Origin of the sequence: Pseudomonas sp. IT-P294, assembly GCF_949767865.1 — a bacterium.
Classification (GTDB): Bacteria; Pseudomonadota; Gammaproteobacteria; order Pseudomonadales; family Pseudomonadaceae; genus Aquipseudomonas.
Map to the genome: position 1 here is coordinate 212979 of NZ_CATKQW010000057.1, position 26323 is coordinate 239301.

The 26323-nt window shown below is 58.6% G+C and carries 23 protein-coding genes; 22 read left to right on the forward strand and 1 reads right to left on the reverse strand.

Annotation, left to right across the window (positions count from 1 at the left end):
* Positions 1 to 42: 42 nt before the first annotated feature.
* The 16 genes from rseP to ispD all read left to right on the forward strand — a co-directional run bounded on the left by rseP (position 43) and on the right by ispD (position 20064).
* A complete protein-coding gene (rseP, locus tag ACM6I0_RS28395) occupies positions 43 to 1395 on the forward strand; it encodes a sigma E protease regulator RseP (protein WP_414923828.1) in 1353 nt (450 codons plus the stop codon).
* 74 nt (positions 1396 to 1469) lie between these two features.
* A complete protein-coding gene (gene bamA / locus ACM6I0_RS28400) occupies positions 1470 to 3848 on the forward strand; it encodes an outer membrane protein assembly factor BamA (RefSeq protein ID WP_285430362.1) in 2379 nt (792 codons plus the stop codon).
* A gap of 45 nt (positions 3849 to 3893) precedes the next feature.
* Positions 3894 to 4397, forward strand: a complete 504-nt coding sequence (locus ACM6I0_RS28405; RefSeq protein WP_008028980.1) for an OmpH family outer membrane protein — start codon at positions 3894 to 3896, stop codon at positions 4395 to 4397.
* 3 nt (positions 4398 to 4400) lie between these two features.
* Positions 4401 to 5456, forward strand: a complete 1056-nt coding sequence (lpxD, locus tag ACM6I0_RS28410; RefSeq protein ID WP_285430361.1) for a UDP-3-O-(3-hydroxymyristoyl)glucosamine N-acyltransferase — start codon at positions 4401 to 4403, stop codon at positions 5454 to 5456.
* A gap of 108 nt (positions 5457 to 5564) precedes the next feature.
* Positions 5565 to 6005: a 3-hydroxyacyl-ACP dehydratase FabZ gene (gene fabZ / locus ACM6I0_RS28415; protein ID WP_017336708.1), complete on the forward strand. Its 441-nt coding sequence runs from the start codon at positions 5565 to 5567 to the stop codon at positions 6003 to 6005.
* Positions 6002 to 6778 carry an acyl-ACP--UDP-N-acetylglucosamine O-acyltransferase gene (gene lpxA / locus ACM6I0_RS28420; protein ID WP_090187807.1) on the forward strand — a complete coding sequence of 259 codons (777 nt, stop codon included), beginning with the start codon at positions 6002 to 6004 and terminating at the stop codon, positions 6776 to 6778. The genes fabZ and lpxA overlap by 4 nt, the downstream gene beginning before the upstream one ends.
* A gap of 2 nt (positions 6779 to 6780) precedes the next feature.
* The gene (gene lpxB, locus ACM6I0_RS28425; protein WP_414923829.1) at positions 6781 to 7911 is read left to right on the forward strand and encodes a lipid-A-disaccharide synthase; all 1131 of its coding nucleotides are present in this window, start codon (positions 6781 to 6783) and stop codon (positions 7909 to 7911) included.
* Between the two features lie 11 nt (positions 7912 to 7922).
* Positions 7923 to 8549, forward strand: coding sequence for a ribonuclease HII (gene rnhB, locus ACM6I0_RS28430; protein ID WP_285430390.1), 627 nt, complete (start codon positions 7923 to 7925; stop codon positions 8547 to 8549).
* 76 nt (positions 8550 to 8625) lie between these two features.
* Entirely contained in the window at positions 8626 to 12147 is a 3522-nt protein-coding gene (gene dnaE / locus ACM6I0_RS28435; RefSeq protein ID WP_285430358.1) for a DNA polymerase III subunit alpha, read from the forward strand.
* 150 nt (positions 12148 to 12297) lie between these two features.
* Positions 12298 to 13245 (forward strand): acetyl-CoA carboxylase carboxyltransferase subunit alpha, encoded by a 948-nt coding sequence (locus tag ACM6I0_RS28440; RefSeq protein WP_010462799.1) that lies wholly within the window; start codon positions 12298 to 12300, stop codon positions 13243 to 13245.
* A 133-nt stretch (positions 13246 to 13378) separates the two neighbouring features.
* Positions 13379 to 14707: a tRNA lysidine(34) synthetase TilS gene (gene tilS, locus ACM6I0_RS28445; protein ID WP_414923830.1), complete on the forward strand. Its 1329-nt coding sequence runs from the start codon at positions 13379 to 13381 to the stop codon at positions 14705 to 14707.
* A gap of 274 nt (positions 14708 to 14981) precedes the next feature.
* Positions 14982 to 16613 (forward strand): CTP synthase, encoded by a 1632-nt coding sequence (locus tag ACM6I0_RS28450; protein ID WP_285430353.1) that lies wholly within the window; start codon positions 14982 to 14984, stop codon positions 16611 to 16613.
* Positions 16614 to 16618: 5 nt separating this feature from the next.
* Positions 16619 to 17464, forward strand: coding sequence for a 3-deoxy-8-phosphooctulonate synthase (gene kdsA / locus ACM6I0_RS28455; protein ID WP_285430351.1), 846 nt, complete (start codon positions 16619 to 16621; stop codon positions 17462 to 17464).
* A gap of 156 nt (positions 17465 to 17620) precedes the next feature.
* Entirely contained in the window at positions 17621 to 18910 is a 1290-nt protein-coding gene (gene eno, locus ACM6I0_RS28460; RefSeq protein ID WP_090187791.1) for a phosphopyruvate hydratase, read from the forward strand.
* A gap of 171 nt (positions 18911 to 19081) precedes the next feature.
* A complete protein-coding gene (gene ftsB, locus ACM6I0_RS28465; protein ID WP_008028992.1) occupies positions 19082 to 19360 on the forward strand; it encodes a cell division protein FtsB in 279 nt (92 codons plus the stop codon).
* Positions 19357 to 20064 (forward strand): 2-C-methyl-D-erythritol 4-phosphate cytidylyltransferase, encoded by a 708-nt coding sequence (ispD, locus tag ACM6I0_RS28470; RefSeq protein ID WP_285430350.1) that lies wholly within the window; start codon positions 19357 to 19359, stop codon positions 20062 to 20064. Before ftsB ends, ispD begins: the two co-directional genes overlap by 4 nt.
* A gap of 149 nt (positions 20065 to 20213) precedes the next feature.
* Here the strand turns inward: ispD and ACM6I0_RS28475 are convergent, their stop codons facing one another.
* Positions 20214 to 21110, reverse strand: a complete 897-nt coding sequence (locus tag ACM6I0_RS28475; RefSeq protein ID WP_285430349.1) for a LysR substrate-binding domain-containing protein — start codon at positions 21108 to 21110, stop codon at positions 20214 to 20216.
* Positions 21111 to 21217: 107 nt separating this feature from the next.
* On the opposite strand from ACM6I0_RS28475, the gene ACM6I0_RS28480 reads away from it, so the two are divergent.
* From ACM6I0_RS28480 to ACM6I0_RS28505, 6 genes are read left to right on the forward strand one after another with little or no spacing between them, the layout of a single operon-like run.
* Positions 21218 to 22330 (forward strand): S-(hydroxymethyl)glutathione dehydrogenase/class III alcohol dehydrogenase, encoded by a 1113-nt coding sequence (locus tag ACM6I0_RS28480; protein ID WP_285430347.1) that lies wholly within the window; start codon positions 21218 to 21220, stop codon positions 22328 to 22330.
* Positions 22331 to 22338: 8 nt separating this feature from the next.
* Positions 22339 to 23184 carry an S-formylglutathione hydrolase gene (fghA, locus tag ACM6I0_RS28485; protein WP_414923831.1) on the forward strand — a complete coding sequence of 282 codons (846 nt, stop codon included), beginning with the start codon at positions 22339 to 22341 and terminating at the stop codon, positions 23182 to 23184.
* Positions 23185 to 23237: 53 nt separating this feature from the next.
* Entirely contained in the window at positions 23238 to 23711 is a 474-nt protein-coding gene (gene ispF, locus ACM6I0_RS28490) for a 2-C-methyl-D-erythritol 2,4-cyclodiphosphate synthase (protein WP_414923832.1), read from the forward strand.
* The gene (gene truD, locus ACM6I0_RS28495; protein ID WP_414923833.1) at positions 23708 to 24766 is read left to right on the forward strand and encodes a tRNA pseudouridine(13) synthase TruD; all 1059 of its coding nucleotides are present in this window, start codon (positions 23708 to 23710) and stop codon (positions 24764 to 24766) included. Before ispF ends, truD begins: the two co-directional genes overlap by 4 nt.
* Positions 24754 to 25503, forward strand: coding sequence for a 5'/3'-nucleotidase SurE (surE, locus tag ACM6I0_RS28500; RefSeq protein WP_285430339.1), 750 nt, complete (start codon positions 24754 to 24756; stop codon positions 25501 to 25503). The genes truD and surE overlap by 13 nt, the downstream gene beginning before the upstream one ends.
* Before the next feature lie 41 nt (positions 25504 to 25544).
* Entirely contained in the window at positions 25545 to 26180 is a 636-nt protein-coding gene (locus tag ACM6I0_RS28505; protein ID WP_197678969.1) for a protein-L-isoaspartate(D-aspartate) O-methyltransferase, read from the forward strand.
* Positions 26181 to 26323 lie beyond the last annotated feature (143 nt).

The following is a 26323-nucleotide window of genomic DNA, read 5'->3' on the forward strand; positions in this document are numbered from 1 at the left end:
CGTTGCCCCATGCAGCACTGGATAGGATTGCGGAGAAAGTAGATGAGCGCGCTCTATATGATTGTCGGCACCCTGGTAGCCTTGGGCGTGCTGGTCACCTTCCACGAGTTCGGCCATTTCTGGGTCGCGCGTCGCTGTGGGGTCAAAGTGCTGCGTTTCTCCGTGGGTTTTGGCCTGCCATTGCTGCGTTGGCACGACAGGAAAGGCACCGAGTTCGTGGTGGCTGCCATTCCTTTGGGCGGCTACGTCAAAATGCTCGACGAGCGCGAAGGCGAGGTGCCGGCCGATCAGCTCGATCAAGCCTTCAATCGCAAATCCGTCCGTCAGCGTATTGCTATCGTGGCGGCGGGCCCGATTGCCAACTTTCTGTTGGCGATGGTGTTTTTTTGGGTGCTGGCCATGGTCGGCAGCCAGCAAGTGCGTCCGGTTATCGGCGCGGTCGAGTCGGGCAGCATTGCCGCGCAGGCGGGTTTGAGCGCGGGTCAGGAAATCATTGCCGTCGACGGTGAGCCGACTTCCGGCTGGGCTGCGGTGAATCTGCGACTGGTTCGGCGTCTGGGCGAAAGCGGTTCTCTTCAATTGTTGGTGCGCGAGCAGGGTTCCACGGCGGATTCGCCTCGCGAGCTGATGCTGAACAAATGGCTCAAGGGCGCAGACGAGCCGGATCCCATCCGCTCGTTGGGTATTCGTCCTTGGCGTCCGGCGTTGCCGCCGGTGTTGGCCGAGCTGGATCCGAAGGGCCCTGCGCAGGCAGCGGGCCTGAAAACCGGTGACCGGCTGCTGAGCCTTGATGGCAAGGCGCTCGATGACTGGCAACAAGTGGTTGATACGGTGCGTATGCATCCTGATACCAAAATCCTGCTGCGCGTCGAGCGCGATGGTGCTCAAATCGACGTCCCAGTGACTCTGGCCGCTCGCGGCGAGAGCAAGGCACCCACCGGTTATATGGGCGCCGGGGTGAAAGCAGTCGATTGGCCACCAGAGATGATCCGCGAAGTCAGTTACGGTCCTGTGGCCGCGATTGGGGAGGGGGCTCAACGTACCTGGACCATGAGCGTACTGACCCTCGATTCGCTCAAGAAAATGTTGTTCGGTGAGCTCTCGGTAAAAAACTTGAGTGGACCGATAACCATTGCTAAAGTGGCGGGCGCTTCTGCCCAGTCGGGTGTCGCTGATTTCCTGAATTTCCTTGCTTATCTGAGTATTAGCCTGGGGGTTCTGAATTTGTTGCCTATTCCTGTACTGGATGGGGGGCATTTGTTGTTTTATCTGATCGAGTGGGCGCGTGGTCGTCCCTTGTCGGATCGGGTGCAGGGTTGGGGGATACAGATCGGTATCAGTTTAGTGGTCGGGGTGATGTTGCTTGCTCTGGTCAATGATTTGGGCCGTCTGTAACACTTCGCTGAATTGCGAATCTGCCGCATTTTGCGGCAGTTTGTTTATTGCCAGTTGGAATAAGAAAGGACTTCATGAAACGTCTGCTGCTAACTGCGGTTCTCACCGTATTGATGATCGCCGAAGTTCACGCCGAGTCCTTCACTATCTCTGATATTCGCGTCAATGGCCTCCAGCGGGTCTCCGCGGGTAGCGTCTTTGGTGCTTTGCCGTTAAACGTCGGTGAACAGGCGGACGATCGTCGCCTGGTGGAATCCACTCGTGCGCTGTTCAAAACCGGGTTCTTTCAAGATATCCAACTGGGCCGTGAAGGCAACGTCCTTGTCATCACGGTAGTCGAGCGTCCGTCGGTCGCCAGTATCGAGATCGAGGGTAACAAGGCGATCTCCACTGAAGACCTGATGAAGGGCCTCAAACAATCCGGTCTGGCTGAAGGCGAGATCTTCCAGCGAGCCACCCTCGAAGGTGTCCGTAACGAGCTGCAGCGCCAATATGTCGCCCAGGGTCGCTACTCGGCTACCGTCGACACCGAAGTGGTGCCGCAGCCGCGTAACCGCGTTGCCCTGAAGGTCAATATCAACGAAGGCACCGTTGCCGCTATCCAGCACATCAACGTGGTGGGTAACACGGTCTTCCCTGATGAGGACCTGATCGACCTGTTCGAGCTCAAGACTACCAACTGGCTGTCGTTCTTCAAGAACGACGACAAGTACGCTCGTGAAAAACTCTCCGGTGACCTGGAGCGTCTGCGCTCCTACTACCTGGACCGTGGCTATATCAACATGGATATCGCTTCGACCCAGGTGTCCATCACCCCGGACAAGAAACACGTCTACATCACTGTCAACGTCAACGAAGGCGAAAAATACACCGTTCGTGACGTCAAGCTGAGCGGCGACCTGAAAGTCCCTGAAGACCAGGTCAAGTCGCTATTGCTGGTTCAGAAAGGCCAGGTGTTCTCGCGCAAGCTGATGACCACCACGTCCGAACTGATCACCCGTCGTCTGGGTAACGAGGGCTACACCTTCGCCAACGTCAGCGGCGTGCCTCAGCCTCACGATGAAGACCACACAGTGGACATCACTTTCGCTGTTGATCCGGGCAAGCGTGCTTACGTCAACCGTATCAACTTCCGTGGCAACACCAAGTCCGAAGACGAAGTGCTGCGCCGCGAAATGCGTCAGATGGAAGGCGGCTGGGCTTCGACCTACCTGATCGACCAATCCAAGACTCGTCTTGAACGCCTGGGCTTCTTCAAGGAAGTCAACGTCGAAACCCCGGCCGTACCGGGCGTCGATGACCAGGTCGACGTGAACTACAGCGTTGAAGAACAGGCTTCCGGTTCGATCACTGCCAGCATCGGTTTTGCCCAGAGCGCCGGTCTGATCCTCGGCGGTTCGATCACCCAGAACAACTTCCTGGGTACGGGTAACAAGGTCAGTATCGGCTTGACCCGCAGCCAATACCAAAGCCGTTATAACTTCGGTTATGTCGACCCGTACTGGACTGCCGATGGCGTCAGCCTGGGTTACAACGCCTTCTATCGCACCACCGACTACAAAGACCTTGATGTCAACGTAGCGAGCTACGCCGTAGACAGCCTGGGTGCAGGTGTCAGCGTTGGTTATCCGATCAGCGAGACGTCGCGTCTGACGTTTGGTTTGTCTGCACAACAAGACAAGATCAAGACCGGTCTCTACACCGTCGACGAAATCTTCGACTTCGTTAACAAGGAAGGCGATCAATACCTCAACTTCAAGGCATCGGCCGGTTGGTCTGAATCCACCTTGAACAAAGGTGTGCTGGCAACCCGTGGTCACTCCCAGAGCTTGACTGCAGAAGCCACGACGCCGGGCAGCGACTTGTCGTTCTTCAAGCTCGATTACCGCGGTCAGTTGTTCCAGCCGCTGTCTGAAAATTACACCATGCGCCTGCACACCGAATTGGGTTATGGCGATGGTTATGGTGATACCGACGGCTTGCCGTTCTATGAAAACTACTATGCTGGTGGTTTCAACTCGGTTCGTGGTTTCAAGGACAGCACCCTGGGGCCTCGTAGTACGCCGAGCCGTGGCGTGAACCCGGGCACCTCGGTCGACCCGGACCAGAAACCACTGCCGTTTGGTGGCAACGTCCTGATTCAAGGTGGTGTAGAAGTTCTGTTCCCGATGCCGTTCGTGAAAGATCAGCGTTCCTTGCGCACTTCGGTATTCTGGGACGTAGGTAACGTGTTCGATTCGACTTGCAAGCAGAGCACCAACGCCGATGGCTCGAAGTCCAACACTCAGTGTAATGACGTCAGCTTGAGCAATATGGCCAGTTCGGTGGGTGTCGGTGTGACTTGGGTTACCGCCCTTGGTCCGTTGAGCTTCGCCTTGGCGATGCCAGTCAAGAAGCCGGACAGCAATGCCGAGACTCAAGTGTTCCAATTCTCCCTCGGCCAGACGTTCTAAGCGTCTGACCCAAGATAACGACAATGGATTTTGTAGGAGTGCATCGTGCGTAAGTTGACTCAATTGGTTCTCTTGGCAACCGTATTGGTAGCAGGTCCGGCTTTTGCCGACATGAAAATCGCCGTTCTGAACTATCAGATGGCGCTGCTGGAATCCGATGCTGCCAAGAAATACGCCGTGGATGCCGAGAAGAAATTTGGTCCGCAACTGACCAAGCTCAAGACGTTGGAAAGCAGCGCCAAAGGCATTCAGGATCGTCTGATGGCCGGTGGCGACAAGATGCAGCAAGGCGAGCGTGAACGCCTTGAACTCGAGTTCAAGCAAAAGGCCCGTGACTTCCAGTTCCAGTCCAAGGAACTGAACGAAGCCAAAGCCGTTGCCGACCGTGAAATGCTGAAGCAGCTCAAGCCGAAACTGGACAGCGCTGTGGAAGAAGTCATCAAGAAAGGTGCTTTTGACCTGGTCTTCGAGCGTGGCGCAGTGATTGATGTCAAACCTCAGTACGACATCACTCGCCAGGTTATCGAGCGCATGAATCAGCTGAAGTAATCCATGACAGCGACTATAAAGCTCGGCCAGTTGGCCGAGTTCCTTGGCGCCACGCTACGTGGCGACCCGGAGAAAGAAATTACTGGGCTAGCCACTTTGCAAGAGGCTGGCCCAGCTCAGTTGAGCTTTCTCGCAAATCCCCAATACCGTAAATACCTGGTGGACTGCCGGGCTGCAGCCCTGTTGCTGAAGGCCGCTGACGCAGAAGGTTTTGTCGGTGATGCCCTGGTGGTGCCTGATCCGTATCTGGCCTACGCGCGAATTTCCCATCTGTTCGATCCCAAGCCCAAGGCGCCTGCCGGTATTCACCCGACAGCCGTCGTGGCCCTGGACGCAGTGGTGGATCCGGCGGCGAGTATCGGTGCTTTTGCCGTAATCGAAAGCCAGGCGCGTATTGCTGCGGGTGTGACCATCGGAGCGCATTGCTTCATTGGTGCCCGTTGCGAAATTGGCGAAGGCGGCTGGCTGGCTCCGCGGGTCACGCTGTACCACGACGTTCGTATCGGCAAACGGGTCGTGATTCAGTCCGGTGCCGTACTCGGTGGCGAAGGCTTCGGTTTTGCCAACGAAAAGGGTGTCTGGCAGAAAATTGCGCAGATTGGCGGCGTTCTGGTTGGTGATGACGTGGAGATTGGCGTGAATACCGCTGTCGACCGCGGCGCACTGGCCGATACCATTCTGGGTAATGGCGTTAAGCTCGACAACCAGATTCAGATCGCCCACAACGTGCAGGTGGGTGATCACACCGCAATGGCGGCGTGCGTCGGGATTTCCGGCAGCACCAAAATCGGCAAGCATTGCATGCTCGCCGGTGGCGTTGGGCTGGTGGGGCATATCGAAATTTGCGACAACGTTTTTATCACCGGGATGACCATGGTGACCCACTCGATTACCGAAAAGGGTTCCTATTCTTCCGGTACGGCGATGCAACCAGCGGCCGAATGGCGCAAAAGCGCGGCCCGTATCCGTCAGCTCGATGACATCGCGCGACGTTTGCGACAGCTGGAAAAGCGTGTGGGGGAAGTGACCCCTGACGGTAATGCTTCATCAGATGGCTGATACCATTTCCATATCAAGTGTGCACAGCCGCTAGACTGCCTCCTTGATTTGCTAGAGGGGCGCGCGTCAGTCGCGCGCTTCCAATCTTTACATAGGCTTCCCCCCGAAATGATGGACATCAACGAGATTCGCGAATACCTGCCCCACCGTTACCCGTTCCTGCTGGTGGACCGAGTCGTGGAACTGGATGTGGAAGGCAAGCGCATTCGCGCCTACAAGAATGTCAGCATCAACGAGCCGTTCTTCAATGGTCACTTTCCTGCGCATCCAATCATGCCGGGCGTGTTGATCATCGAAGCGATGGCTCAGGCTGCCGGTATCCTTGGCTTCAAAATGCTCGACGTGAAGCCTGCCGACGGCACGCTTTACTACTTCGTCGGCTCTGACAAGCTGCGTTTTCGCCAGCCCGTCACCCCAGGCGATCAGTTGATCCTCGAAGCCCGCTTCATCAGCTGCAAGCGTCAGATCTGGAAGTTCGAGTGCCAGGCTTCGGTCGATGGCAAGCCAGTCTGCTCCGCTGAAATCATCTGCGCGGAACGCAAACTATGAGTTTGATTGACCCTCGCGCAATCATCGATCCGACGGCCATTCTGGCCGACGACGTTGAGGTCGGCCCTTGGTCGATCGTCGGCGCAGGTGTGGAAATCGGCGAGGGGACGGTGATCGGGCCGCATGTAATTCTCAAGGGCCCGACCCGAATCGGTAAGCATAACCGCATCTACCAGTTTTCTTCGGTAGGTGAGGACACGCCCGATTTGAAATACAAAGGTGAAGAAACCCGCCTGGTCATCGGTGACCACAACGTCATCCGTGAAGGCGTGACGATTCACCGCGGGACCATTCAGGACCGCTCGGAAACGACACTGGGTGATCACAACCTGATCATGGCCTATGCCCACATCGGTCACGACAGCGTTATCGGCAATCACTGCATCCTGGTCAACAACACTGCGTTGGCAGGTCATGTGCACGTCGAAGACTGGGCGATCCTGTCCGGTTTTACCCTGGTTCACCAGTATTGCCACATTGGCGCCCACAGCTTTTCCGGCATGGGCACCGCCATCGGCAAAGACGTTCCCGCCTACGTCACGGTGTTCGGCAACCCCGCCGAAGCCCGCAGCATGAACTTCGAAGGCATGCGCCGTCGTGGGTTCAGCGAAGACGCGATCCACGCCCTGCGTCGTGCCTACAAGGTGGTTTACCGCCAGGGCCTGACGGTTGAGCAGGCGCTCGCCGAGTTGGCCGAGCCTTCGGATCAGTTCCCGGAAGTCGCGGTGTTCCGTGACTCCATCCAGTCTTCGACCCGCGGCATCACTCGTTAATCATGGCCAATCTGCGTATTGCACTGGTGGCAGGTGAGGCTTCCGGTGACATTCTGGGCGCCGGTCTCATGCGCGCGCTCAAAACTCAGTATCCGGCCGTGGAATTCATCGGTGTCGGTGGCCCGCTGATGCAGGCCGAAGGCCTGGTCTCGTATTTCCCGATGGAACGGCTTTCGGTCATGGGGCTGGTGGAAGTGCTGGGTCGGCTTCGCGAGTTGCTCAAGCGTCGCAAGCAGCTGATCGCCGACCTGATCGCCGAGAAACCGGACGTGTTCATCGGTATCGATGCCCCGGACTTCAACCTCAATATCGAACTCAAGCTGCGTCAGGCCGGGATCAAGACCGTGCATTACGTCAGCCCGTCGGTCTGGGCCTGGCGACAGAAGCGGGTGCTGAAGATTCGTGAAGGTTGCGACCTGATGCTGACGCTGTTCCCGTTCGAAGCCAAATTCTACGAAGAGAAGGGCGTACCGGTGCGATTTGTCGGGCATTCGCTCGCCGACGCCATACCGCTGCAAGCCGATCGTGCCGCCGCACGGGCAGAACTCGGTCTGCCGGACGGGCCGCTGGTCGCGTTGATGCCGGGCAGCCGTGGCGGCGAAGTTGGCCGTCTCGGTGCGTTGTTCCTCGATACCGCCCAGCGCCTGCGTGCGATGCGTCCTGGCGTTCGGTTCGTCATGCCATGCGCCAGTCCTGAGCGCCGCGCGCAACTGGAAGCATTGCTGGTTGGCCGCGATCTGCCGTTGACCTTGCTTGATGGCAAATCCCATCTGGCCCTGGCTGCGTGTGATGCGGTGCTGATCGCTTCCGGAACCGCGACCCTTGAAGCGTTGTTGTACAAGCGGCCGATGGTGGTTGCCTATCGACTGGCGCCGCTGACGTTCTGGATTCTCAAGCGCATGGTGAAAAGTCCTTATGTTTCCTTGCCGAACTTGCTGGCCCAGCGTCTGTTGGTGCCCGAGTTGTTGCAGGACGACGCCACGGTCGAAGCGTTGGCCCAAACACTTTCGCCATTGATCGAAGGCGGTGAAGAGCAAACGCGCGGCTTCGACGAAATTCACCGGACCTTGCGTCTGGATGCCTCCAACCAGGCTGCGGATGCAGTGCTGAAACTGATCGGCCAAGTACAATGAGTAAGACAAGCATGCAGATGGGGCTGGATTTCAACTTGGTCGCTGAAGTGGAAGATTTGGTCGCCGGTGTCGACGAAGTCGGTCGCGGTCCGCTCTGCGGTGCCGTGGTCACGGCTGCGGTGATTCTCGATCCGAATCGGCCGATCCTCGGCTTGAACGATTCGAAGAAGCTCACCGAAGCCCGTCGCGAAAAGCTCTACGACGAAATCTGCGAAAAAGCCCTGAGCTGGTGCATCGCCCGGGCTGAAGTCGAAGAAATTGACGAGTTGAATATCCTCCACGCCACCATGCTGGCCATGCAGCGCGCAATCGAAGGCCTGCACATTCAGCCGAAGCTGGCGATGATCGATGGCAACCGTTGCCCGAAACTGTCCATGCGCGCCGAAGCAGTGGTGCAGGGTGATAGCAAGGTGCCGGCCATTGCGGCAGCCTCGATTCTAGCCAAGGTCAGCCGCGACCGTGAAATGGCGGCGTTCGAACTGATTTACCCGGGTTACGGGATCGGCGGCCACAAAGGCTACCCGACGCCCGTTCATCTGGAAGCGCTGGCCCGACTGGGGCCGACGCCTATTCACCGCCGTTCGTTCGCCCCGGTTCGCCTGGCGTACGAAGCTCGTGTAAACCTGATCGAGAGTTAGTCGCAAGGCTGATGTTTTTGCCAAGGCCCGGTACAATCCGGGCCTTGTTGTCTTCACGTTACTAGACAGGATCACTATGCCGGCTTCATTCGTTCACCTACGCCTGCACACTGAATACTCCCTGGTCGACGGTCTGGTGCGGATCAAACCGCTGGTCAAGACCCTGGTCGGCATGAACATGCCTGCCGTGGCGGTCACCGACCAGAACAACATGTGTTCCCTGGTCAAATTCTACAAAGCAGCCATGGGCGCCGGCATCAAGCCGATTTGCGGCGCCGACCTGTGGCTGTCGAACAAGGATCCGGACAATGCCCTGAGCCGGATCAGCCTGTTGGCGATGAACGCGGTCGGCTACCGCAATCTCACTGAACTGATCTCCCGTGGCTTCATCGATGGCCAGCGCAATGGCTCGGTCATCATCGAGCGCGAGTGGGTGGCCGAAGCCAGTGAAGGCTTGATCATGCTGTCGGCGGCAAAGGAAGGCGAGATCGGTCTGGCCATGCTCAGCGGCAATCCGGCGGAAGCGGAAAACCTGGCGCGCGAATGGATGGCAGTGTTTCCGGATCGTTTCTACCTGGAAATCCAGCGCACCAATCGCCCCAACGATGAAGAACAGTTGCACGGTGCCGTGGCCCTGGCCGCGAAGATTGGGGCGCCGCTGGTGGCGACCAACGATGTGCGCTTCATCAAGCAGGAAGACTTTGCCGCTCACGAAACCCGCGTGTGCATCGGTGAGGGCCGCGCCCTCGACGATCCGCGGCGTTCGAAGAACTACAGCGATCAGCAATACCTCAAAAGCGCCGAGGAAATGGCGGAGCTTTTCAGCGACATTCCCGAGGCGCTGGAAAACACCGTCGAGATCGCCAAGCGCTGCAACATCGAAGTGAAGCTGGGCACTCACTTTTTGCCCAACTTCCCGATCCCCGATGGAATGACCATCGACGAGTATTTCCGCAAGGTTTCGTTCGATGGTCTGGAAGACCGTCTCAGCGTTTTGCTGCCCAAAGACACTACCGAAGACTACGAAGCCAAGCGTCAGGTCTACGTTGACCGGCTGAATTTCGAACTGGATATCATCATCCAGATGGGTTTCCCCGGTTACTTCCTGATCGTGATGGACTTCATCCAGTGGGCCAAGAGCAATGGCGTGCCGGTGGGGCCGGGCCGGGGTTCGGGCGCCGGCTCGCTGGTGGCCTATGTACAGAAGATCACCGACCTCGATCCGCTGGAATATGACCTGCTCTTCGAACGTTTCCTTAACCCTGAACGGGTATCCATGCCCGACTTCGACGTCGACTTCTGCATGGACGGTCGTGACCGCGTGATCGACTATGTGGCCGAGAAATACGGTCGCAACGCGGTAAGCCAGATCATCACCTTCGGTTCCATGGCCGCCAAGGCTGTGGTCCGTGACGTGGCGCGGGTACAGGGCAAGTCCTACGGGCTGGCAGATCGTCTGTCGAAGATGATCCCGTTTGAAGTCGGCATGACCCTGGAAAAGGCCTACGAGCAGGAAGAGATCCTGCGTGATTTCATCAAGGTCGATGAAGAAGCCGCCGAAATCTGGGAAATGGCGCGCAAGCTGGAAGGCGTGGTGCGTAACGTCGGCAAACACGCCGGTGGCGTGGTTATCGCACCGACCAAGCTGACAGACTTCTCGCCGATTTATTGCGATGAGGCCGGTGACGGCCTGGTGACCCAGTTCGACAAGGACGACGTTGAAGCTGCCGGTCTGGTGAAGTTCGACTTCCTGGGTCTGCGGACCCTGACCGTCATCGACTGGGCACTCAAAACGATCAACCGCGATCGCGCCAAGGTGGATGAGCCGCCATTGGACATCGCGTTCATCCCGCTGGATGACAAACCGACTTATCAACTGCTGCAAAAAGCTGAAACCACTGCGGTGTTCCAGCTTGAGTCGCGCGGGATGAAAGAGCTGATCAAAAAGCTCAAGCCCGACTGCCTCGAAGACTTGATCGCACTGGTGGCCCTGTTCCGTCCGGGCCCGTTGCAATCGGGCATGGTGGACGACTTCATCAACCGTAAGCACGGTCGCGCCGAACTCGCGTACCCGCACTCGGACTACCAGTACGAAGGCCTCAAGCCTGTTCTGGCACCGACTTACGGCATCATCCTGTATCAGGAACAGGTGATGCAGATTGCCCAGGTCATGGCCGGCTACACCCTCGGCGGTGCGGACATGCTGCGTCGAGCCATGGGTAAGAAAAAGCCGGAAGAAATGGCCAAGCAGCGCGGCGGTTTCATTGAAGGTTGCGCGACCAACAACATCGATGCCGACCTTGCCGGTAACATTTTCGACCTGGTAGAGAAATTCGCCGGTTACGGCTTCAACAAGTCCCACTCCGCCGCTTACGGCCTGGTGTCGTACCAGACGGCATGGCTGAAAACGCACTATCCGGCGCCGTTCATGGCCGCAGTGCTTTCCGCGGATATGCACAACACCGACAAGGTCGTGACCTTGATCGAAGAAATTCGCACCATGAAGCTGCGTCTCGACGCGCCGGATGTGAATACCTCTGAGTTCAAGTTCACGGTGAACGACGAAGGGCGCATCATTTACGGCCTCGGTGCGATCAAGGGTGTGGGTGAAGGGCCGGTCGAGGCAATCACCGAGGCGCGTCAGGACGGGCCGTTCAAGGACCTGTTCGATTTCTGCGCCCGTGTCGACCTCAAGCGGATCAACAAACGCACCCTGGACGGTTTGATCCGCAGCGGCGCACTGGATCGTCTGGGCCCGTGCTTCCACGACGAACCCAAAGCCTATCAAGCCAGTATCGACCAGAACCGCGCGATCCTGCTGAACGCAATGGAAGGGGCGATCAAGGCTGCCGAACAAACCGCTCGCACCCACGACAGCGGCCATGCCGACCTGTTTGGCGGTCTGTTTGTAGAGGAAGATGCCGACGTCTACGCCAGTCACCGCAAGGCCAAGGAGTTGACGCTCAAGGAGCGCCTGAAAGGGGAGAAAGACACCCTGGGCCTGTACCTGACCGGTCACCCGATCGACGAATACGAAGGCGAAATCCGCCGCTTCGCCCGTCAGCGCATCATTGACCTGAAACCGGCTCGCGATACACAGACTGTCGCGGGGATGATTATCGCCCTGCGGGTGATGAAGAACAAAAAGGGCGACAAGATGGGGTTCATCACCCTTGATGACCGGTCCGGGCGGATCGAAGCCTCGCTGTTTGCCGACGCGTTCCATTCGGCGCAATCGCTGTTGCAGACCGATGCGATGGTGGTGGTCGAGGGCGAGGTCAGCAACGACGACTTTTCCGGCGGCTTGCGCCTGCGAGTCAAGCGCGTGATGAGCATGGAAGATGCGCGCACCAATCTCGCTGAAAGCCTGCGCCTGAAGCTGCAGACCAAGGATTTGAAGGGCGATCAGCTACGCTGGCTGGGTGACTTGTTCAAGCGTCACCGTGGTGCGTGCCCGATCACCATGGAGTACACGAGCCCCGATGCGAAGGCCTTGCTGCAGTTCGGCGAGACCTGGCGAATCGATCCGGCGGATGCGTTGATTCAAGCCCTGCGTGACCAGTTCGGGCGAGACAACGTCTTCCTCCAATACCGTTGACGGTCAGGTGCCGCTCTCACAAAAAGGAGCCGCTCTGATCTCGACCCAATTTTTAATCTCGACCTGAACGCGCCTGTCCCTTAAGGTAGGGCGCGAATAGACAACCGGCCGGCCCAAGCTCACTTGGACGTCGACCCAAGACGGACGCCTATGAACCCGAATTTTCTAGATTTCGAACAGCCGATCGCCGACCTGCAAGCCAAGATCGAAGAGTTGCGCTTGGTCGGTAACGACAATTCGCTGAATATCGGCGATGAGATCTCCCGCCTGCAGGACAAAAGCAGCACGCTGACCGAAGACATTTTCGGCAAGCTGACCAGCTGGCAGATCGCACGTCTGGCGCGTCACCCGAAACGTCCATATACCCTGGACTACATCGAACACATCTTCACCGAGTTCGACGAATTGCACGGCGACCGTCACTTCTCCGACGACGCTGCAATCGTGGGCGGCATTGCCCGTCTGGACGACCAGCCGGTGATGATCATCGGTCACCAGAAAGGCCGTGAGGTGCGCGAGAAGGTTCGCCGTAACTTCGGCATGCCGCGTCCGGAAGGCTACCGCAAGGCGTGCCGCCTGATGGAAATGGCTGAACGCTTCAAAATGCCGATCCTGACCTTCATCGACACCCCGGGTGCCTACCCTGGTATCGACGCTGAAGAGCGCAACCAGAGCGAAGCGATTGCCTGGAACCTGCGCGTCATGGCTCGTCTGAAAACCCCAATCATCGCCACCGTGATCGGTGAAGGTGGTTCCGGTGGCGCTCTGGCGATCGGCGTTTGCGATCAACTGAACATGCTGCAGTATTCGACCTACGCGGTGATTTCGCCGGAAGGTTGCGCCTCCATTCTGTGGAAAACCGCGGAGAAGGCGCCGGATGCAGCGGAAGCGATGGGCATTACCGCCGAGCGCCTGAAAGGCCTGGGTATCGTGGATAAAGTGATCGGCGAACCTCTGGGTGGCGCGCACCGCGACCCGGCCGCCGCCGCTGCATCGATCCGTGCCGAGCTGAGCTCGCAACTGGCGATGCTGAAGAAGTTCGACAACGAAGCGCTGCTGGCCCGTCGTTACGAGCGTCTGATGAGCTACGGTCTCTAAGCCGAGCGCGCAATACCCATGTGGGAGCGAGCTTGCTCGCGATGGCGACTTAACATTCAACCAATAGGTTGGCTGTTACACCGCTATCGCGAGCAAGCTCGCTCCCACAGTTGATTTGGGCGAATTGAACATTATGAGCTCATCCAAGATTGATCTGTCAGCCAGGCTACTCCTGAATCTGAAACCCTGGCGCAATGCCCGGGCCTGGCACATCGCCTTCTCCGGCGGCCTCGACTCCACTGTCCTGCTGCACCTGCTTGCCCATCTCGCAAAATCTCAATCCCTGCCAGCGCTGAGCGCCCTCCATGTTCATCATGGCCTTCAGGCTGCGGCTGATGCGTGGCCGCAACATTGCCAATCCGTCTGCGATGCCCTGCGGGTGCCGCTACGGGTGGTTCGTGTTCAGGTGCAACACGGCGCCAGTCTTGAGCGCGCCGCCCGGGAGGCGCGTTACGGCGCCTTCAAGGAAGCGATTCAAGCCAATGAACTGCTGCTGACCGCTCAGCATCGAGATGATCAGGCGGAAACCCTGTTGTTCCGGCTGTTACGCGGGGCAGGGGTGAGAGGTTTGTCGGGGATGCCTCGTGAGCGCGTCCTGGGTCGCGGGCATCTTGTCCGTCCGTTGCTGGATGTGACGCGCGCCGAGCTTGAGGCTTACGCGACCGAGCATCGACTGAGCTGGATCGAGGACCCTTCGAATCAGGATCGGCAGTTCTCGCGCAATTACCTGCGGCATCAGGTGTTCCCGGTATTGACCGAGCGCTGGCCGCAAGCGGTGACGACGATGGCGCGCAGCGCTGCGCACTTGAGCGAAGCACAAGGCTTGCTTGATGAGCTGGCGAGCATCGACCTGGCCGGCGACAGCTCGGTCAGCGATTTCGATTGGCTGGGTTTACCGTCTCTGGAGTTGGAAGCGCTTGCCGCACTGTCCGCCGCGCGTCAACGCAATGCCCTGAGCCACTGGCTCGCCGCGTTCACGTCGATGCCGGATAGCGACCATTGGTCGGGTTGGGAAAATTTGCGCGATGCAACCGGCGATGCGTGTCCGATCTGGCGACTGGGGCAGGGTGAGCTGCATCGGTCCGGCGGGCGGATCTGGTGGCTGTCGGGCTGCTGGCTTGGCCCTCCGTCCTTTGCGGTCGAGTGGACTGATCCTTCAGTAGCACTGGATTTACCGAATAACGGCGTGGTGAGGTTCACCGGTCAGAGCCCCGATGGCCCGCTGCAAATCCGCTATCGTGAAGGAGGTGAGGTCATGCACCTGCCCGAGCGCGGGCACCGGGATCTCAAGCGTTTGCTCAACGAACGAGGTGTTCCGGCCTTTGTCCGTGGCAGATTGCCGCTGGTCTTTCGCGCCGGGCAATTGCTGGCCGTGGCCGGCGTGCCGGGCTTGAATGGCAGCGTGCACGGCGGGTGGAATTTGCATTGGCAGCCACCGCACGAAGATCAAGGTTTGAGCTGAAAGGGGCTTTCCGGTAGACTACGCTCCCTTCTTGATACAACTTCTGTGGATTCGCCTGAATTGCAGGAGTTGCCGATTACCAAGCAGTCTTTGCTGGGCGATTCCAAAAAATGTGTAGCGAGCAACGTACCGGTGTTTCATCTGCCGGTCTGTCCCAACGCGGCGGTTTTTTTGAAAGGTGCACTGTGATTAATGCAGGTGATCGGGGGCTTCGGCCTTCCTTCGCTTTCCCCGGCGGCTCGGACCGCTTTAACGCAGACTTCTAGGGTTTTTCATGACGCGCTACATATTCGTCACGGGCGGTGTTGTTTCTTCATTGGGGAAAGGCATTGCCTCGGCTTCATTGGCGGCCATCCTGGAGGCGCGGGGACTTAAGGTCACCATGCTGAAGCTGGACCCGTACATCAACGTTGACCCGGGCACCATGAGCCCGTTCCAGCACGGTGAAGTGTTCGTCACTCACGACGGCGCCGAGACCGACCTGGACCTGGGCCACTACGAGCGGTTCATCCGCACGACCATGACCCAGAACAACAACTTCACCACTGGCCGTGTCTACGAACACGTCCTGCGCAAAGAGCGCCGTGGTGATTACCTGGGCGCCACTATTCAGGTGATCCCGCACATCACCGACGAAATCAAGCGCCGGATCATCAAGGGCGCCGGCGATGCCGACGTGGCCATGGTCGAGATCGGTGGCACCGTGGGTGACATCGAGTCGCAACCGTTCCTCGAAGCCATCCGCCAATTGCGTTTCGAAGTCGGCGCCAAGCGCGCGATGCTGATGCACCTGACACTGGTGCCGTACATCGCCACTGCCGGCGAAACCAAGACCAAGCCGACCCAGCATTCGGTCAAGGAACTGCGTTCCATTGGCCTGCAGCCAGACGTACTGGTGTGCCGTTCCGATCACCCGATCGACATCTCGTCGCGTCGCAAGATCGCGCAATTCACCAACGTTGAAGAACGTGCGGTCATCGCGCTGGAAGACGCCGACACCATCTACAAGATCCCGGGCATCCTGCATTCCCAGGGCCTGGATGACTTCGTCGTCGAGCGTTTCGGCCTGCAATGCGGTAGCGCCGATCTGTCCGAGTGGGAAGCTGTGGTTGACGCCAAGCTGAACCCGGAACACGAAGTCACCATCGCGATGGTCGGCAAGTACATGGAGCTGCTGGACGCCTACAAGTCGCTGATCGAAGCGATGAGTCACGCCGGCATCAGCAACCGCACCAAGGTCAACCTGCGCTACATCGATTCCGAAGACATCGAAAACCAGGGCACCGCGCTGCTCGAAGGTGTTGACGCGATCCTCGTACCGGGCGGCTTCGGTCTGCGTGGCGTGGAAGGCAAGATCACCGCCGTTCAATACGCTCGCGAAAACAAGGTTCCGTACCTGGGCATCTGCCTGGGCATGCAAGTGGCCGTGATCGAGTTCGCTCGTAACGTGCTGGGCTGGAAAGACGCGAACTCCACCGAGTTCGATCGTGCCAGCGGTCACCCGGTCGTGGGCCTGATCACCGAGTGGGAAGATGCCACCGGCGCTGTCGAGACCCGCACCGAATCGTCCGACCTGGGCGGCACCATGCGCCTCGGCGCACAGGATTGCCTGCTTGAGCAGGGCTCTCTGGTGCACGATTGCTACGCCAAGGACGTGATCGTCGAACGTCACCGTCACCGCTACGAAGTGAACAACAAACTGCTGCCGCAGATCATGGCTGCCGGTCTGAAGATCTCCGGTCGTTCCGGCGATGGTGCGTTGGTTGAAGTGGTTGAAGCACCGGATCATCCATGGTTCGTCGCTTGCCAGTTCCACCCGGAGTTCACTTCGACACCTCGTGACGGTCACCCGTTGTTCAGCGGTTTCGTTAAAGCAGCTTTGGTTCAACACCAGAAGAAGGCGTAAATACGATGGCGCAGAAGATCATCCGTGTAGGCGATATCGAGATTGCCAACGACAAGCCAATGGTGCTGTTCGGTGGCATGAACGTGCTGGAAAGCCGAGACATGGCGATGCAGGTCTGCGAAGAGTACGTAAAGGTTACCGAGAAACTCGGTATCCCTTATGTGTTCAAGGCCAGCTTCGACAAGGCCAACCGTTCCTCCGTGACCTCTTACCGTGGCCCCGGCCTGGAAGAGGGCATGCGGATCTTCCAGGACATCAAGCAAGCCTTCGGCGTGCCGATCATCACCGACGTCCATGAGCCCTACCAGGCCGCGGTCGTCGCTGAAGTCTGCGACATCATCCAGCTGCCGGCTTTCCTGTCGCGCCAGACCGACCTCGTCGTCGCGATGGCCAAGACCGGCGCGGTGATCAACATCAAGAAAGCCCAGTTCCTTGCACCGCACGAGATGAAACATATCCTGAGCAAGTGCGTGGAGGCGGGCAACGATCAGTTGATCCTCTGCGAACGCGGTTCGAGCTTCGGCTACAACAACCTCGTTGTGGACATGCTCGGCTTCGGCATCATGAAGCAGTTCGAATACCCGGTGTTTTTCGACGTGACCCACGCGCTGCAAATGCCCGGTGGTCGCTCCGATTCCGCCGGCGGTCGTCGCGCCCAGGTCACTGACCTGGCCAAGGCGGGCATGAGCCAGTCCCTGGCCGGTCTCTTCCTCGAAGCCCACCCGGACCCGGACAATGCCAAATGCGATGGCCCTTGTGCCTTGCGCCTGGACAAACTGGAGCCATTCCTGGCCCAGCTCAAAGCCCTGGACGAACTGGTGAAGAGTTTTCCGACGGTAGAGACCGCGTAAACCTCATTTCTCCGGTAAAGTACCGCACGATTTGTTGCTCAGGCCCTCGGGCCTGAGCCTTATCGTCCGCAAGTCTGCCCGCTGCACATCACTTGCCGACGGTAAAAGATTTCCTCTAGCTGCGTCGTTTTCGTCAACTTTGGAGTGTTTACAACAATGGCAAAAATCGTCGACATCAAAGGTCGTGAAGTTCTCGACTCCCGTGGCAATCCCACCGTGGAAGCGGACGTGCTTCTCGATAACGGCATCATCGGTAGCGCTTGCGCGCCGTCCGGTGCTTCCACTGGCTCGCGTGAAGCACTCGAGCTGCGTGATGGCGACAAGAGCCGTTACCTGGGCAAGGGCGTGCTCAAAGCCGTCGCCAACATCAACGGTCCGATCCGCGACCTGTTGAAAGGTACAGACCCAAGCGACCAGAAAGCGCTGGATCACGCGATGATCAAGCTCGACGGTACTGAAAACAAAGGTTCCCTGGGCGCCAACGCGATCCTCGCCGTTTCCCTGGCTGCGGCCAAGGCAGCAGCACAGGACCAGGACCTGCCGCTGTACGCGCACATCGCCAACCTGAACGGCACCCCGGGTGTTTACTCGATGCCGGTTCCGATGATGAACATCATCAACGGTGGCGAGCACGCCGATAACAACGTCGACATCCAGGAATTCATGGTTCAGCCGGTTGGCGCCAAGTCTTTCTCGGAAGGCCTGCGCATGGGCACCGAGATTTTCCATCACCTCAAAGCTGTGCTGAAGGCCCGTGGCCTGAGCACTGCAGTCGGCGACGAAGGCGGTTTCGCACCGAACCTGGCTTCCAACGAAGACGCTTTGAAAGTGATTTCGGAAGCGGTGGCCAACGCTGGTTACAAGCTGGGCACCGACGTGACCCTGGCGCTGGACTGCGCGGCGAGCGAGTTCTACGAAGACGGTAAATACAACCTGTCCGGCGAAGGCCAGGTGTTCACCGCTGAAGGTTTCGCCGACTACCTCAAAGGCCTGACCGAGCGTTACCCGATCATCTCCATCGAAGATGGCCTGGACGAGTCCGACTGGGCTGGCTGGAAAATCCTCACCGACAAGATCGGCGAGAAAACCCAGCTGGTAGGCGACGACTTGTTCGTGACCAACACCAAGATCCTGAAAGAAGGCATCGATAAAAAGATCGCCAACTCGATCCTGATCAAGTTCAACCAGATCGGCACCCTGACCGAAACCCTGGAAGCTATCCAGATGGCCAAGGCCGCTGGTTACACTGCCGTCATCTCGCACCGCTCCGGCGAAACCGAAGATTCGACCATTGCCGACCTGGCCGTGGGCACCTCGGCTGGCCAGATCAAGACCGGCTCCCTGTGCCGTTCCGACCGCGTTTCCAAGTACAACCAACTGCTGCGTATCGAAGAGCAGTTGCAGGGTAAAGCCAAGTACAACGGCCGCAGCGAGTTCCGCGGTTAATTGCCACATGGTAAAAAGACAAAGGATTGTGTCGGAAATATCGCGACAGCGATGGATTTGCCACTAATCTGATGCCTTAAGAGCACAAGCCTGGTTCTTCCAGGCTTCGTGCTATCAGACGCTTCAAAGTTTTGGCATGGCTGTCTTTTTTCACTGGATACCCGATATTCGATGCGCAGTCCCAATTGGTTGTTCCTCGTCTTGCTCCTGCTGCTGGCTGGCCTGCAATACCGCCTGTGGGTGGGTAATGGCAGTCTGGCGCAAGTGGCCGAGCTGACTCAGCAGATCGCGGATCAACACGCTGAGAACGAAGGCTTGCTGGAGCGCAATCGGGTCATGGACGCCGAAGTCAGTGAGTTGAAAAAAGGCATGGAGACCGTTGAAGAGCGGGCCCGTCATGAGTTGGGCATGGTCAAGGACGGCGAAACCCTTTACCAGTTGGCTCAATGAACAACTCGTTACCGGCCTTCTGGGCCGTGATTCCTGCCGCGGGTGTTGGTGCCCGTATGGCCGCGGACCGTCCCAAGCAATACTTGCAACTGGGCGGGCGCACTATTCTCGAACACAGCCTTGGCTGTTTCCTTGATCATCCTTGCCTCAAGGGCTTGGTGGTCAGTCTTGCTGCAGATGATCCTTACTGGCCGAACCTGGCGTGTGCCACCGATTCGCGCATTCAGCGTGTCGACGGCGGCGATGAACGGTCCGGGTCGGTACTCAATGCGTTGCTGCATTTGCATGCCTTGGGCGCTGACGATGAAGATTGGGTGCTGGTGCACGATGCGGCGCGGCCGAATCTTTCGCGTGATGATCTGGATAAATTGTTGCTTGAGTTAGCAGACGATCCTGTTGGCGGACTGCTGGCAGTGCCTGCCCGCGATACACTCAAACGGGTCGACAAGCACGGTCGTGTCGTCGAAACCGTGGATCGCAGCGTGATCTGGCAAGCCTATACACCGCAGATGTTTCGCCTTGGCGCGCTGCATCGGGCGCTGGCTGACAGCTTGGTGGCTGACGCCGTCATCACTGACGAAGCATCGGCGATGGAGTGGGCAGGTCTTGCGCCACGCTTGATCGAAGGCCGGTCCGATAACCTCAAGGTCACTCGCCCTGAAGACCTCGATTGGTTGCGCCAGCGTTGGGCTAACCGCCACTGAGCTGCTGAGTTGTCCGTTGTTTCTTAAACCGCTATCGCGAGCCAGCTCGCTCCCACAGTGTTTTGCGTTGCTCACAATATCAGTGTTCGCCACAGAGCCATGTGGGAGCGAGCTTGCTCGCGATAGCAGCCGAAAAGACAACGCATAACTTAACTCCGGTACTCCGGCCGATTAGCCAATCCTTCCTTCAAATAATCCACCAGCTTGCGCACCTTGGGCGACAGATGCCGCTGTTGTGGATAAAGCGCCCACACGGCTGTGTTCGGCGGTTGATGGGCTTCCAGCAGCGAAATCAGCTCGCCATTTTTCAAATACTCCAGCACGTAGTAGTCGGGCAGTTGGCATAAACCGACACCTTGCAACGCCGCGTCCAGCACCGCTTGACCGCTGTTGCAGCGCCAGTTTCCCTGTACCCGCTGGGAAAATTCCCGCCCGTTCTGTTCCAGTTGCCACATGTCCGAACTGCCGATGAGGCAGTTGTGGCGGCTCAACTCCGACAAACTGTGTGGGCGACCATACCGTTCGATGTAGGACGGAGATGCGCACAGATACATGCGGCGTGGTGCCAGGCGTGTGGCGACCAACCTTGAATCCTGCAAGCGACCGAGACGGATCGCCAGATCCAGGCCTTCATGCACCAGATCGAGCGGGCGGTTGCTCAGTTCAATGTCGACGCGAAGTTGCGGATAGAGCCCCATGAACCGCGTGACCAGCGGCACGATGAAGCGCTCGCCATAGGCCACGGCGCAGGTCATGCGCAACATGCCTTTTGGTTCGCTGGTCAGGTCGCCCACCGCACGCAAGGCTTCTTCGCGGCCATCCTGCAAACGCTGGCAATGTTGCAGAAAGGTTTGCCCGGCTTCGGTCAGCGTGACCCGGCGGGTGCTGCGGTACAGCAGCCGTGTCTGAAGTCGCTCTTCGAGTCGTACGATTTGTCGACTGATATGGGAGGACGAGACCCCGAGTCGTTCCGCGGCGGCGGTGAATTGGCTGCATTCGGCGACGGCGACGAATTCGTCTATACCTTCCCAGCGGTTCTCGGACATCGATGATTATCCCTATACAGCAATAATGTTTTGCTTTTGTCCTGATTATTCACCGTCAAGCGGTGTATTACACTCCCTGTCTCGTTTTTATTCACTGGAGAATCCACATGATCAAGTCGCGCGCTGCCGTAGCCTTCGAGGCCAAGAAACCCCTCGAGATCGTTGAAGTCGATGTCGCCATGCCCAAGGCCGGTGAAGTGTTGTTGCGAGTGGTTGCCTCCGGTGTCTGTCATACCGATGCCTACACGCTGTCGGGCGCTGACCCGGAAGGCATCTTCCCGTCGATCCTCGGTCACGAAGGTGGTGCGGTGGTCGAAGCGATCGGCGAAGGCGTGACCTCTGTCGCCGTTGGCGACCATGTGATTCCGCTGTACACCCCGGAATGCCGTCAGTGCAAATTCTGCCTGTCGGGCAAAACCAACTTGTGCCAGGCCATTCGCGCGACGCAAGGCAAAGGCCTGATGCCAGATGGCACCACGCGTTTTTCCTACAAGGGCCAGCCGATTTTCCACTACATGGGCACCTCGACCTTTTCCGAGTACACCGTGTTGCCGGAAATCTCCGTTGCGAAGATTCCTAAAGAAGCGCCACTGGAAAAAGTCTGCCTGTTGGGCTGCGGTGTCACCACCGGCATCGGTGCAGTCCTCAATACCGCCAAGGTAAAACCCGGTGATACCGTCGCCATTTTCGGCCTCGGCGGCATCGGTTTGTCAGCCATCATCGGTGCGGTCAAGGCCAAGGCCGGTCGCATCATCGCCATCGACATCAACCCGGCCAAATTCGAAATCGCCAAGCAGCTGGGTGCAACCGACTGTGTGAACCCGAAAGATTTCGATCGTCCGATCCAGGAAGTCATCGTCGACATGACGGATGGCGGCGTCGACTTTTCCTTTGAGTGCATCGGCAACGTCCAGTTGATGCGTGCCGCGCTTGAGTGCTGCCACAAGGGCTGGGGCGAGTCGGTCATCATCGGCGTCGCCGGTGCCGGGCAGGAAATTTCGACCCGTCCGTTCCAGTTGGTCACCGGTCGCGTCTGGCGCGGTTCGGCGTTCGGTGGTGTACGTGGTCGCACCGAGTTGCCAAGCTACGTCGAAATGGCCGAAACCGGCGAGATTCCGCTGGATACCTTTATCACCCACACCATGGGTCTGGAAGATATCAACAAGGCTTTCGACCTGATGCATGAAGGCAAAAGCATCCGCAGCGTCATTCATTTCTGAGGTCGCTCATGAGCCTGGAAAATATCTCCTGCCAGAAAAGCTTCGGCGGCTGGCACAAACGCTACAAGCACCGCTCCGATGTGCTCGGCTGCGACATGGTGTTCGCCGTGTACCTGCCGCCGCAAGCGGAGCAGGGCGGCAAGCTGCCAGTGCTGTATTGGTTGTCCGGCCTGACCTGCACCGATGAAAACTTCATGCACAAGGCCGGCGCCATGCGCATGGCCTCCGAGCTGGGGCTGATCATCGTCGCTCCGGACACCAGCCCTCGCGGCCCCGATGTACCGGGTGATCCAGAGGATGCCTGGGACTTCGGCCTCGGCGCCGGGTTTTACCTGAATGCCACGCAGGAACCGTGGTCGCGGCACTATCGGATGCATGACTATGTCGTGCAGGAACTGCCGGCATTGGTCGAAGCTCACTTCCCGGCTTCGGACAAACGCGGCATCAGCGGCCACTCCATGGGTGGTCACGGCGCGCTGGTCTGTGCCTTGCGCAACCCTGGGCGCTATCAGTCGGTGTCGGCGTTCTCGCCGATCAATAATCCGATGGATTGCCCGTGGGGCCAAAAGGCCTTTTCCCGTTACTTGGGTGAAGACCGATCGAAGTGGCGCGAGTGGGATGCCTGTGCATTGATCGCCGAGGCTGGTGAGAAATTGCCGCTGCTGGTCGACCAAGGTGATCGTGATGATTTCCTCGCCACTCAGCTCAAACCTGAGGCGTTGCAACAGGCGGCCAAACTGGCCGGTCATCCGCTGACGTTGCGCCTGCAACCGGGCTACGACCACAGCTATTTCTTCATTGCCAGCTTCATTGACGACCACTTGCAGCATCATGGGCGTGCGCTAAGCGCCTAATGTCTGACAAAGCAGGTAGAATCACGCCCTGACAAAAATCGGGGCGTTTTTTTATGCGTATTGGCCACGGCTATGATGTGCATCGTTTCGCTGAAGGCGATTTCATTACTCTAGGCGGCGTGCGTATTGCACACGGCTTCGGGCTGCTCGCTCACTCCGACGGTGACGTCCTGCTGCACGCCTTGAGCGATGCCTTGCTCGGCGCGGCTGCGCTGGGTGATATCGGCAAGCACTTCCCGGACACCGACCCGACTTATAAGGGCGCCGACAGCCGGGTGCTGTTGCGTCACGTCGTCGCACTGATCCATGCCAAGGGCTGGAAGGTCGGCAATGTCGATAACACCATCGTCGCCCAGTCACCGAAAATGGCCCCGCATATCGAATCGATGCGCGCGCTGATTGCCGCCGATCTTCAAGTTGAGTTGGATCAAGTGAACGTGAAAGCTACCACCACCGAAAAGCTCGGCTTTGTCGGTCGCGAAGAAGGCATCGCCGTGCATTCCGTTGCCTTGTTGCTGCGCGCATGAACGAAGCGCAATTGCTCGGCCCGCGGGCTTACGGTGATGCCCTCGGCACCGCGGTATTGAAAGCCACGGCAGAAGATTTCCAGGTCGATGAGGTGCTTAACATCCCCCTCAGCGGCGATGGCGAACACCTGTGGATCTGGGTGGAAAAGCGTGGCCTGAATACCGAAGAAGCAGCACGGCGGATTGCCAAGGCCGCAGGCGTGCCATTGCGCACCGTCAGTTATGCGGGCTTGAAGGATCGTCAGGCGCTGACTCGCCAGTGGTTCAGCGTACAGCTGCCGGGCAAGGCCGATCCTGATCTGTCGGCGGCGGAAAACGACACACTCAAAATCCTCAAGACCGGTCGACACAAGCGCAAGTTGCAACGCGGTGCTCACTCGGCCAACGGCTTCACGTTGCGCCTGACGCAATTTTCGGGTGATAAGGCCGCGATCGACGCGCGGCTGCAACTGATCGCCAAGCAAGGTGTTCCCAATTATTTCGGCGCCCAGCGTTTTGGCTTTGATGGCGGTAACGTCGTCGATGCCCGCGCCTGGGCTGCCCGTAAGGCCTTGCCGGAGCAGCGCAATGTGCGTTCGCGCCTGCTGTCCACCGCGCGCAGTTTTCTGTTCAACCAAGTGTTGGCGGCGCGCGTGGCCGATGGCAGCTGGCAGCGTGCGCAGGTCGGCGATCTGCTGGCGTTCACCGACAGCCGCAGCTTTTTTCCGGCAGGTGAAGCCGAATGCAGCGACCCGCGCCTGGCGATTCTCGACCTGCACCCGACCGGTCCTCAATGGGGCGAAGGTGACTCGCCAGCGACCGGCGCTGTCCATGTACTGGAGCAGGCAATCGCCGAGCGCGAAGCGGATCTGCGCGATTGGTTGATTAACGCCGGAATGAGCCACGAACGTCGCATCCTGCGGCTGCCCATTGGTGGGTTGACGTGGCATTATCCCGAGCCTGACATTCTGCAACTGGAATTCGTCCTACCGGCCGGATGCTTTGCCACCGTATTGGTGCGCGAGCTTGTTGATCTGGTGCCGGTGGGGCAGACGGACAGCCCATGCGTATTCTGATTTCTAACGACGATGGGGTAGCGGCACCCGGTCTCGCCGCGCTTTATGCTGCGCTGGCGGATTACACCGAGTGCGTGGTTATCGCCCCGGACCAGGACAAAAGCGGCGCCAGCAGCTCGCTGACGCTCGACCGTCCGTTGCACCCGCAAACCCTGGCCAACGGCTTTATCAGCCTGAACGGCACACCTACCGATTGCGTGCACCTGGGCCTTAACGGCTTGCTGGAGTGCGAGCCGGACATGGTGGTTTCCGGCATCAACCTGGGCGCCAACCTAGGGGACGACGTGTTGTATTCCGGCACCGTCGCAGCAGCTCTCGAGGGGCGATTCCTTGAGCGTCCTTCGTTCGCCTTTTCGTTGGTCTCACGGCAAGTGGAGAACCTTCCCACAGCCGCTTACTTTGCGCGCAAACTGGTCGAAGCCCACGCTGACCTCAATCTGCCGCCGCGCACGGTATTGAACGTGAACATTCCCAATCTGCCGCTGGATCACATTCGCGGCATACAGCTGACTCGCCTGGGGCACCGCGCCCGCGCTGCGGCGCCGATGAAGGTGGTCGATCCGCGAGGCAAATCCGGTTACTGGATCGCCGCAGCGGGCGACGCTGAAGACGGCGGCCCGGGCACGGATTTCCATGCGGTGATGCAAGGTTATGTATCGATCACGCCGCTGCAACTGGATCGCACCTTCAATGATGCCTTTAGAAGTCTCGATGGCTGGCTGGAGGGGTTGCGCTAATGGGGCGTGAACAAGACGATATTTTGCGTCGCGGCATCGGGATGACCTCTCAACGCACTCGCGAGCGCCTTATTCAGCGCCTGTATGAAGAAGGCGTGTCCAACGCCAAGGTGCTTGAAGTCATCCGCCGTACGCCGCGTCATCTGTTCGTCGACGAGGCGCTGGCTCACCGCGCTTATGAAGACACTGCACTGCCGATCGGACACAACCAGACCATCTCCCAGCCTTATATGGTGGCGCGCATGAGCGAGCTGCTGCTCGAGGCGGGGCCACTCGACAAGGTGATGGAAATCGGCACCGGCTCCGGCTACCAGACAGCAGTACTGTCGCAGCTGGTCGAGCGGGTGTTCTCCGTGGAGCGCATCAAGGTTTTGCAGGACCGGGCCAAGGAACGCCTGGTCGAGCTGAACCTGCGCAACGTAGTTTTTCGCTGGGGCGACGGTTGGGAAGGCTGGCCGGCGCTGGCACCGTATAACGGCATTATTGTCACTGCGGTTGCCACTGATGTTCCGCAGGCTTTGCTCGATCAATTGGCGCCGGGCGGAAGACTGGTCATACCGGTCGGTTCGGGCGAGGTGCAGCAATTGATGCTGATCATCCGTGAAGAAAACGGCTTTTCCCGACGCGTTTTGGGATCGGTGCGTTTCGTACCGTTGCTCAATGGGCCACTGGCCTGAGCATTTATTCAGGAGCGCTGAATTCTCTTCGATTGCCCGGGTCTTACAGCGGCATCGAAGTGTTAAACAGAATTCAACGGCAGGCAGCAAACGTGTGCGCGAAGCCATTTCGCTTCATTAAAGGTAAAGCCTGTCGGGCCCGT

What these genes read in the sequence shown, in the direction of transcription:
- ispD (WP_285430350.1), top strand. Translation starts at nt 19,357, where the DNA reads ATGAACAACTCGTTACCGGCCTTCTGGGCCGTGATTCCTGCCGCGGGT.
- dnaE (WP_285430358.1), top strand. Translation starts at nt 8,626, where the DNA reads ATGCCGGCTTCATTCGTTCACCTACGCCTGCACACTGAATACTCCCTG.
- ACM6I0_RS28475 (WP_285430349.1), bottom strand. Translation starts at nt 21,110, where the DNA reads ATGTCCGAGAACCGCTGGGAAGGTATAGACGAATTCGTCGCCGTCGCC.
- bamA (WP_285430362.1), top strand. Translation starts at nt 1,470, where the DNA reads ATGAAACGTCTGCTGCTAACTGCGGTTCTCACCGTATTGATGATCGCC.
- rnhB (WP_285430390.1), top strand. Translation starts at nt 7,923, where the DNA reads ATGCAGATGGGGCTGGATTTCAACTTGGTCGCTGAAGTGGAAGATTTG.
- ACM6I0_RS28480 (WP_285430347.1), top strand. Translation starts at nt 21,218, where the DNA reads ATGATCAAGTCGCGCGCTGCCGTAGCCTTCGAGGCCAAGAAACCCCTC.
- ftsB (WP_008028992.1), top strand. Translation starts at nt 19,082, where the DNA reads ATGCGCAGTCCCAATTGGTTGTTCCTCGTCTTGCTCCTGCTGCTGGCT.
- eno (WP_090187791.1), top strand. Translation starts at nt 17,621, where the DNA reads ATGGCAAAAATCGTCGACATCAAAGGTCGTGAAGTTCTCGACTCCCGT.
- ispF (WP_414923832.1), top strand. Translation starts at nt 23,238, where the DNA reads ATGCGTATTGGCCACGGCTATGATGTGCATCGTTTCGCTGAAGGCGAT.
- lpxA (WP_090187807.1), top strand. Translation starts at nt 6,002, where the DNA reads ATGAGTTTGATTGACCCTCGCGCAATCATCGATCCGACGGCCATTCTG.
- kdsA (WP_285430351.1), top strand. Translation starts at nt 16,619, where the DNA reads ATGGCGCAGAAGATCATCCGTGTAGGCGATATCGAGATTGCCAACGAC.
- ACM6I0_RS28450 (WP_285430353.1), top strand. Translation starts at nt 14,982, where the DNA reads ATGACGCGCTACATATTCGTCACGGGCGGTGTTGTTTCTTCATTGGGG.
- lpxD (WP_285430361.1), top strand. Translation starts at nt 4,401, where the DNA reads ATGACAGCGACTATAAAGCTCGGCCAGTTGGCCGAGTTCCTTGGCGCC.
- ACM6I0_RS28440 (WP_010462799.1), top strand. Translation starts at nt 12,298, where the DNA reads ATGAACCCGAATTTTCTAGATTTCGAACAGCCGATCGCCGACCTGCAA.
- lpxB (WP_414923829.1), top strand. Translation starts at nt 6,781, where the DNA reads ATGGCCAATCTGCGTATTGCACTGGTGGCAGGTGAGGCTTCCGGTGAC.
- fghA (WP_414923831.1), top strand. Translation starts at nt 22,339, where the DNA reads ATGAGCCTGGAAAATATCTCCTGCCAGAAAAGCTTCGGCGGCTGGCAC.
- tilS (WP_414923830.1), top strand. Translation starts at nt 13,379, where the DNA reads ATGAGCTCATCCAAGATTGATCTGTCAGCCAGGCTACTCCTGAATCTG.
- truD (WP_414923833.1), top strand. Translation starts at nt 23,708, where the DNA reads ATGAACGAAGCGCAATTGCTCGGCCCGCGGGCTTACGGTGATGCCCTC.
- rseP (WP_414923828.1), top strand. Translation starts at nt 43, where the DNA reads ATGAGCGCGCTCTATATGATTGTCGGCACCCTGGTAGCCTTGGGCGTG.
- fabZ (WP_017336708.1), top strand. Translation starts at nt 5,565, where the DNA reads ATGATGGACATCAACGAGATTCGCGAATACCTGCCCCACCGTTACCCG.
- surE (WP_285430339.1), top strand. Translation starts at nt 24,754, where the DNA reads ATGCGTATTCTGATTTCTAACGACGATGGGGTAGCGGCACCCGGTCTC.
- ACM6I0_RS28505 (WP_197678969.1), top strand. Translation starts at nt 25,545, where the DNA reads ATGACCTCTCAACGCACTCGCGAGCGCCTTATTCAGCGCCTGTATGAA.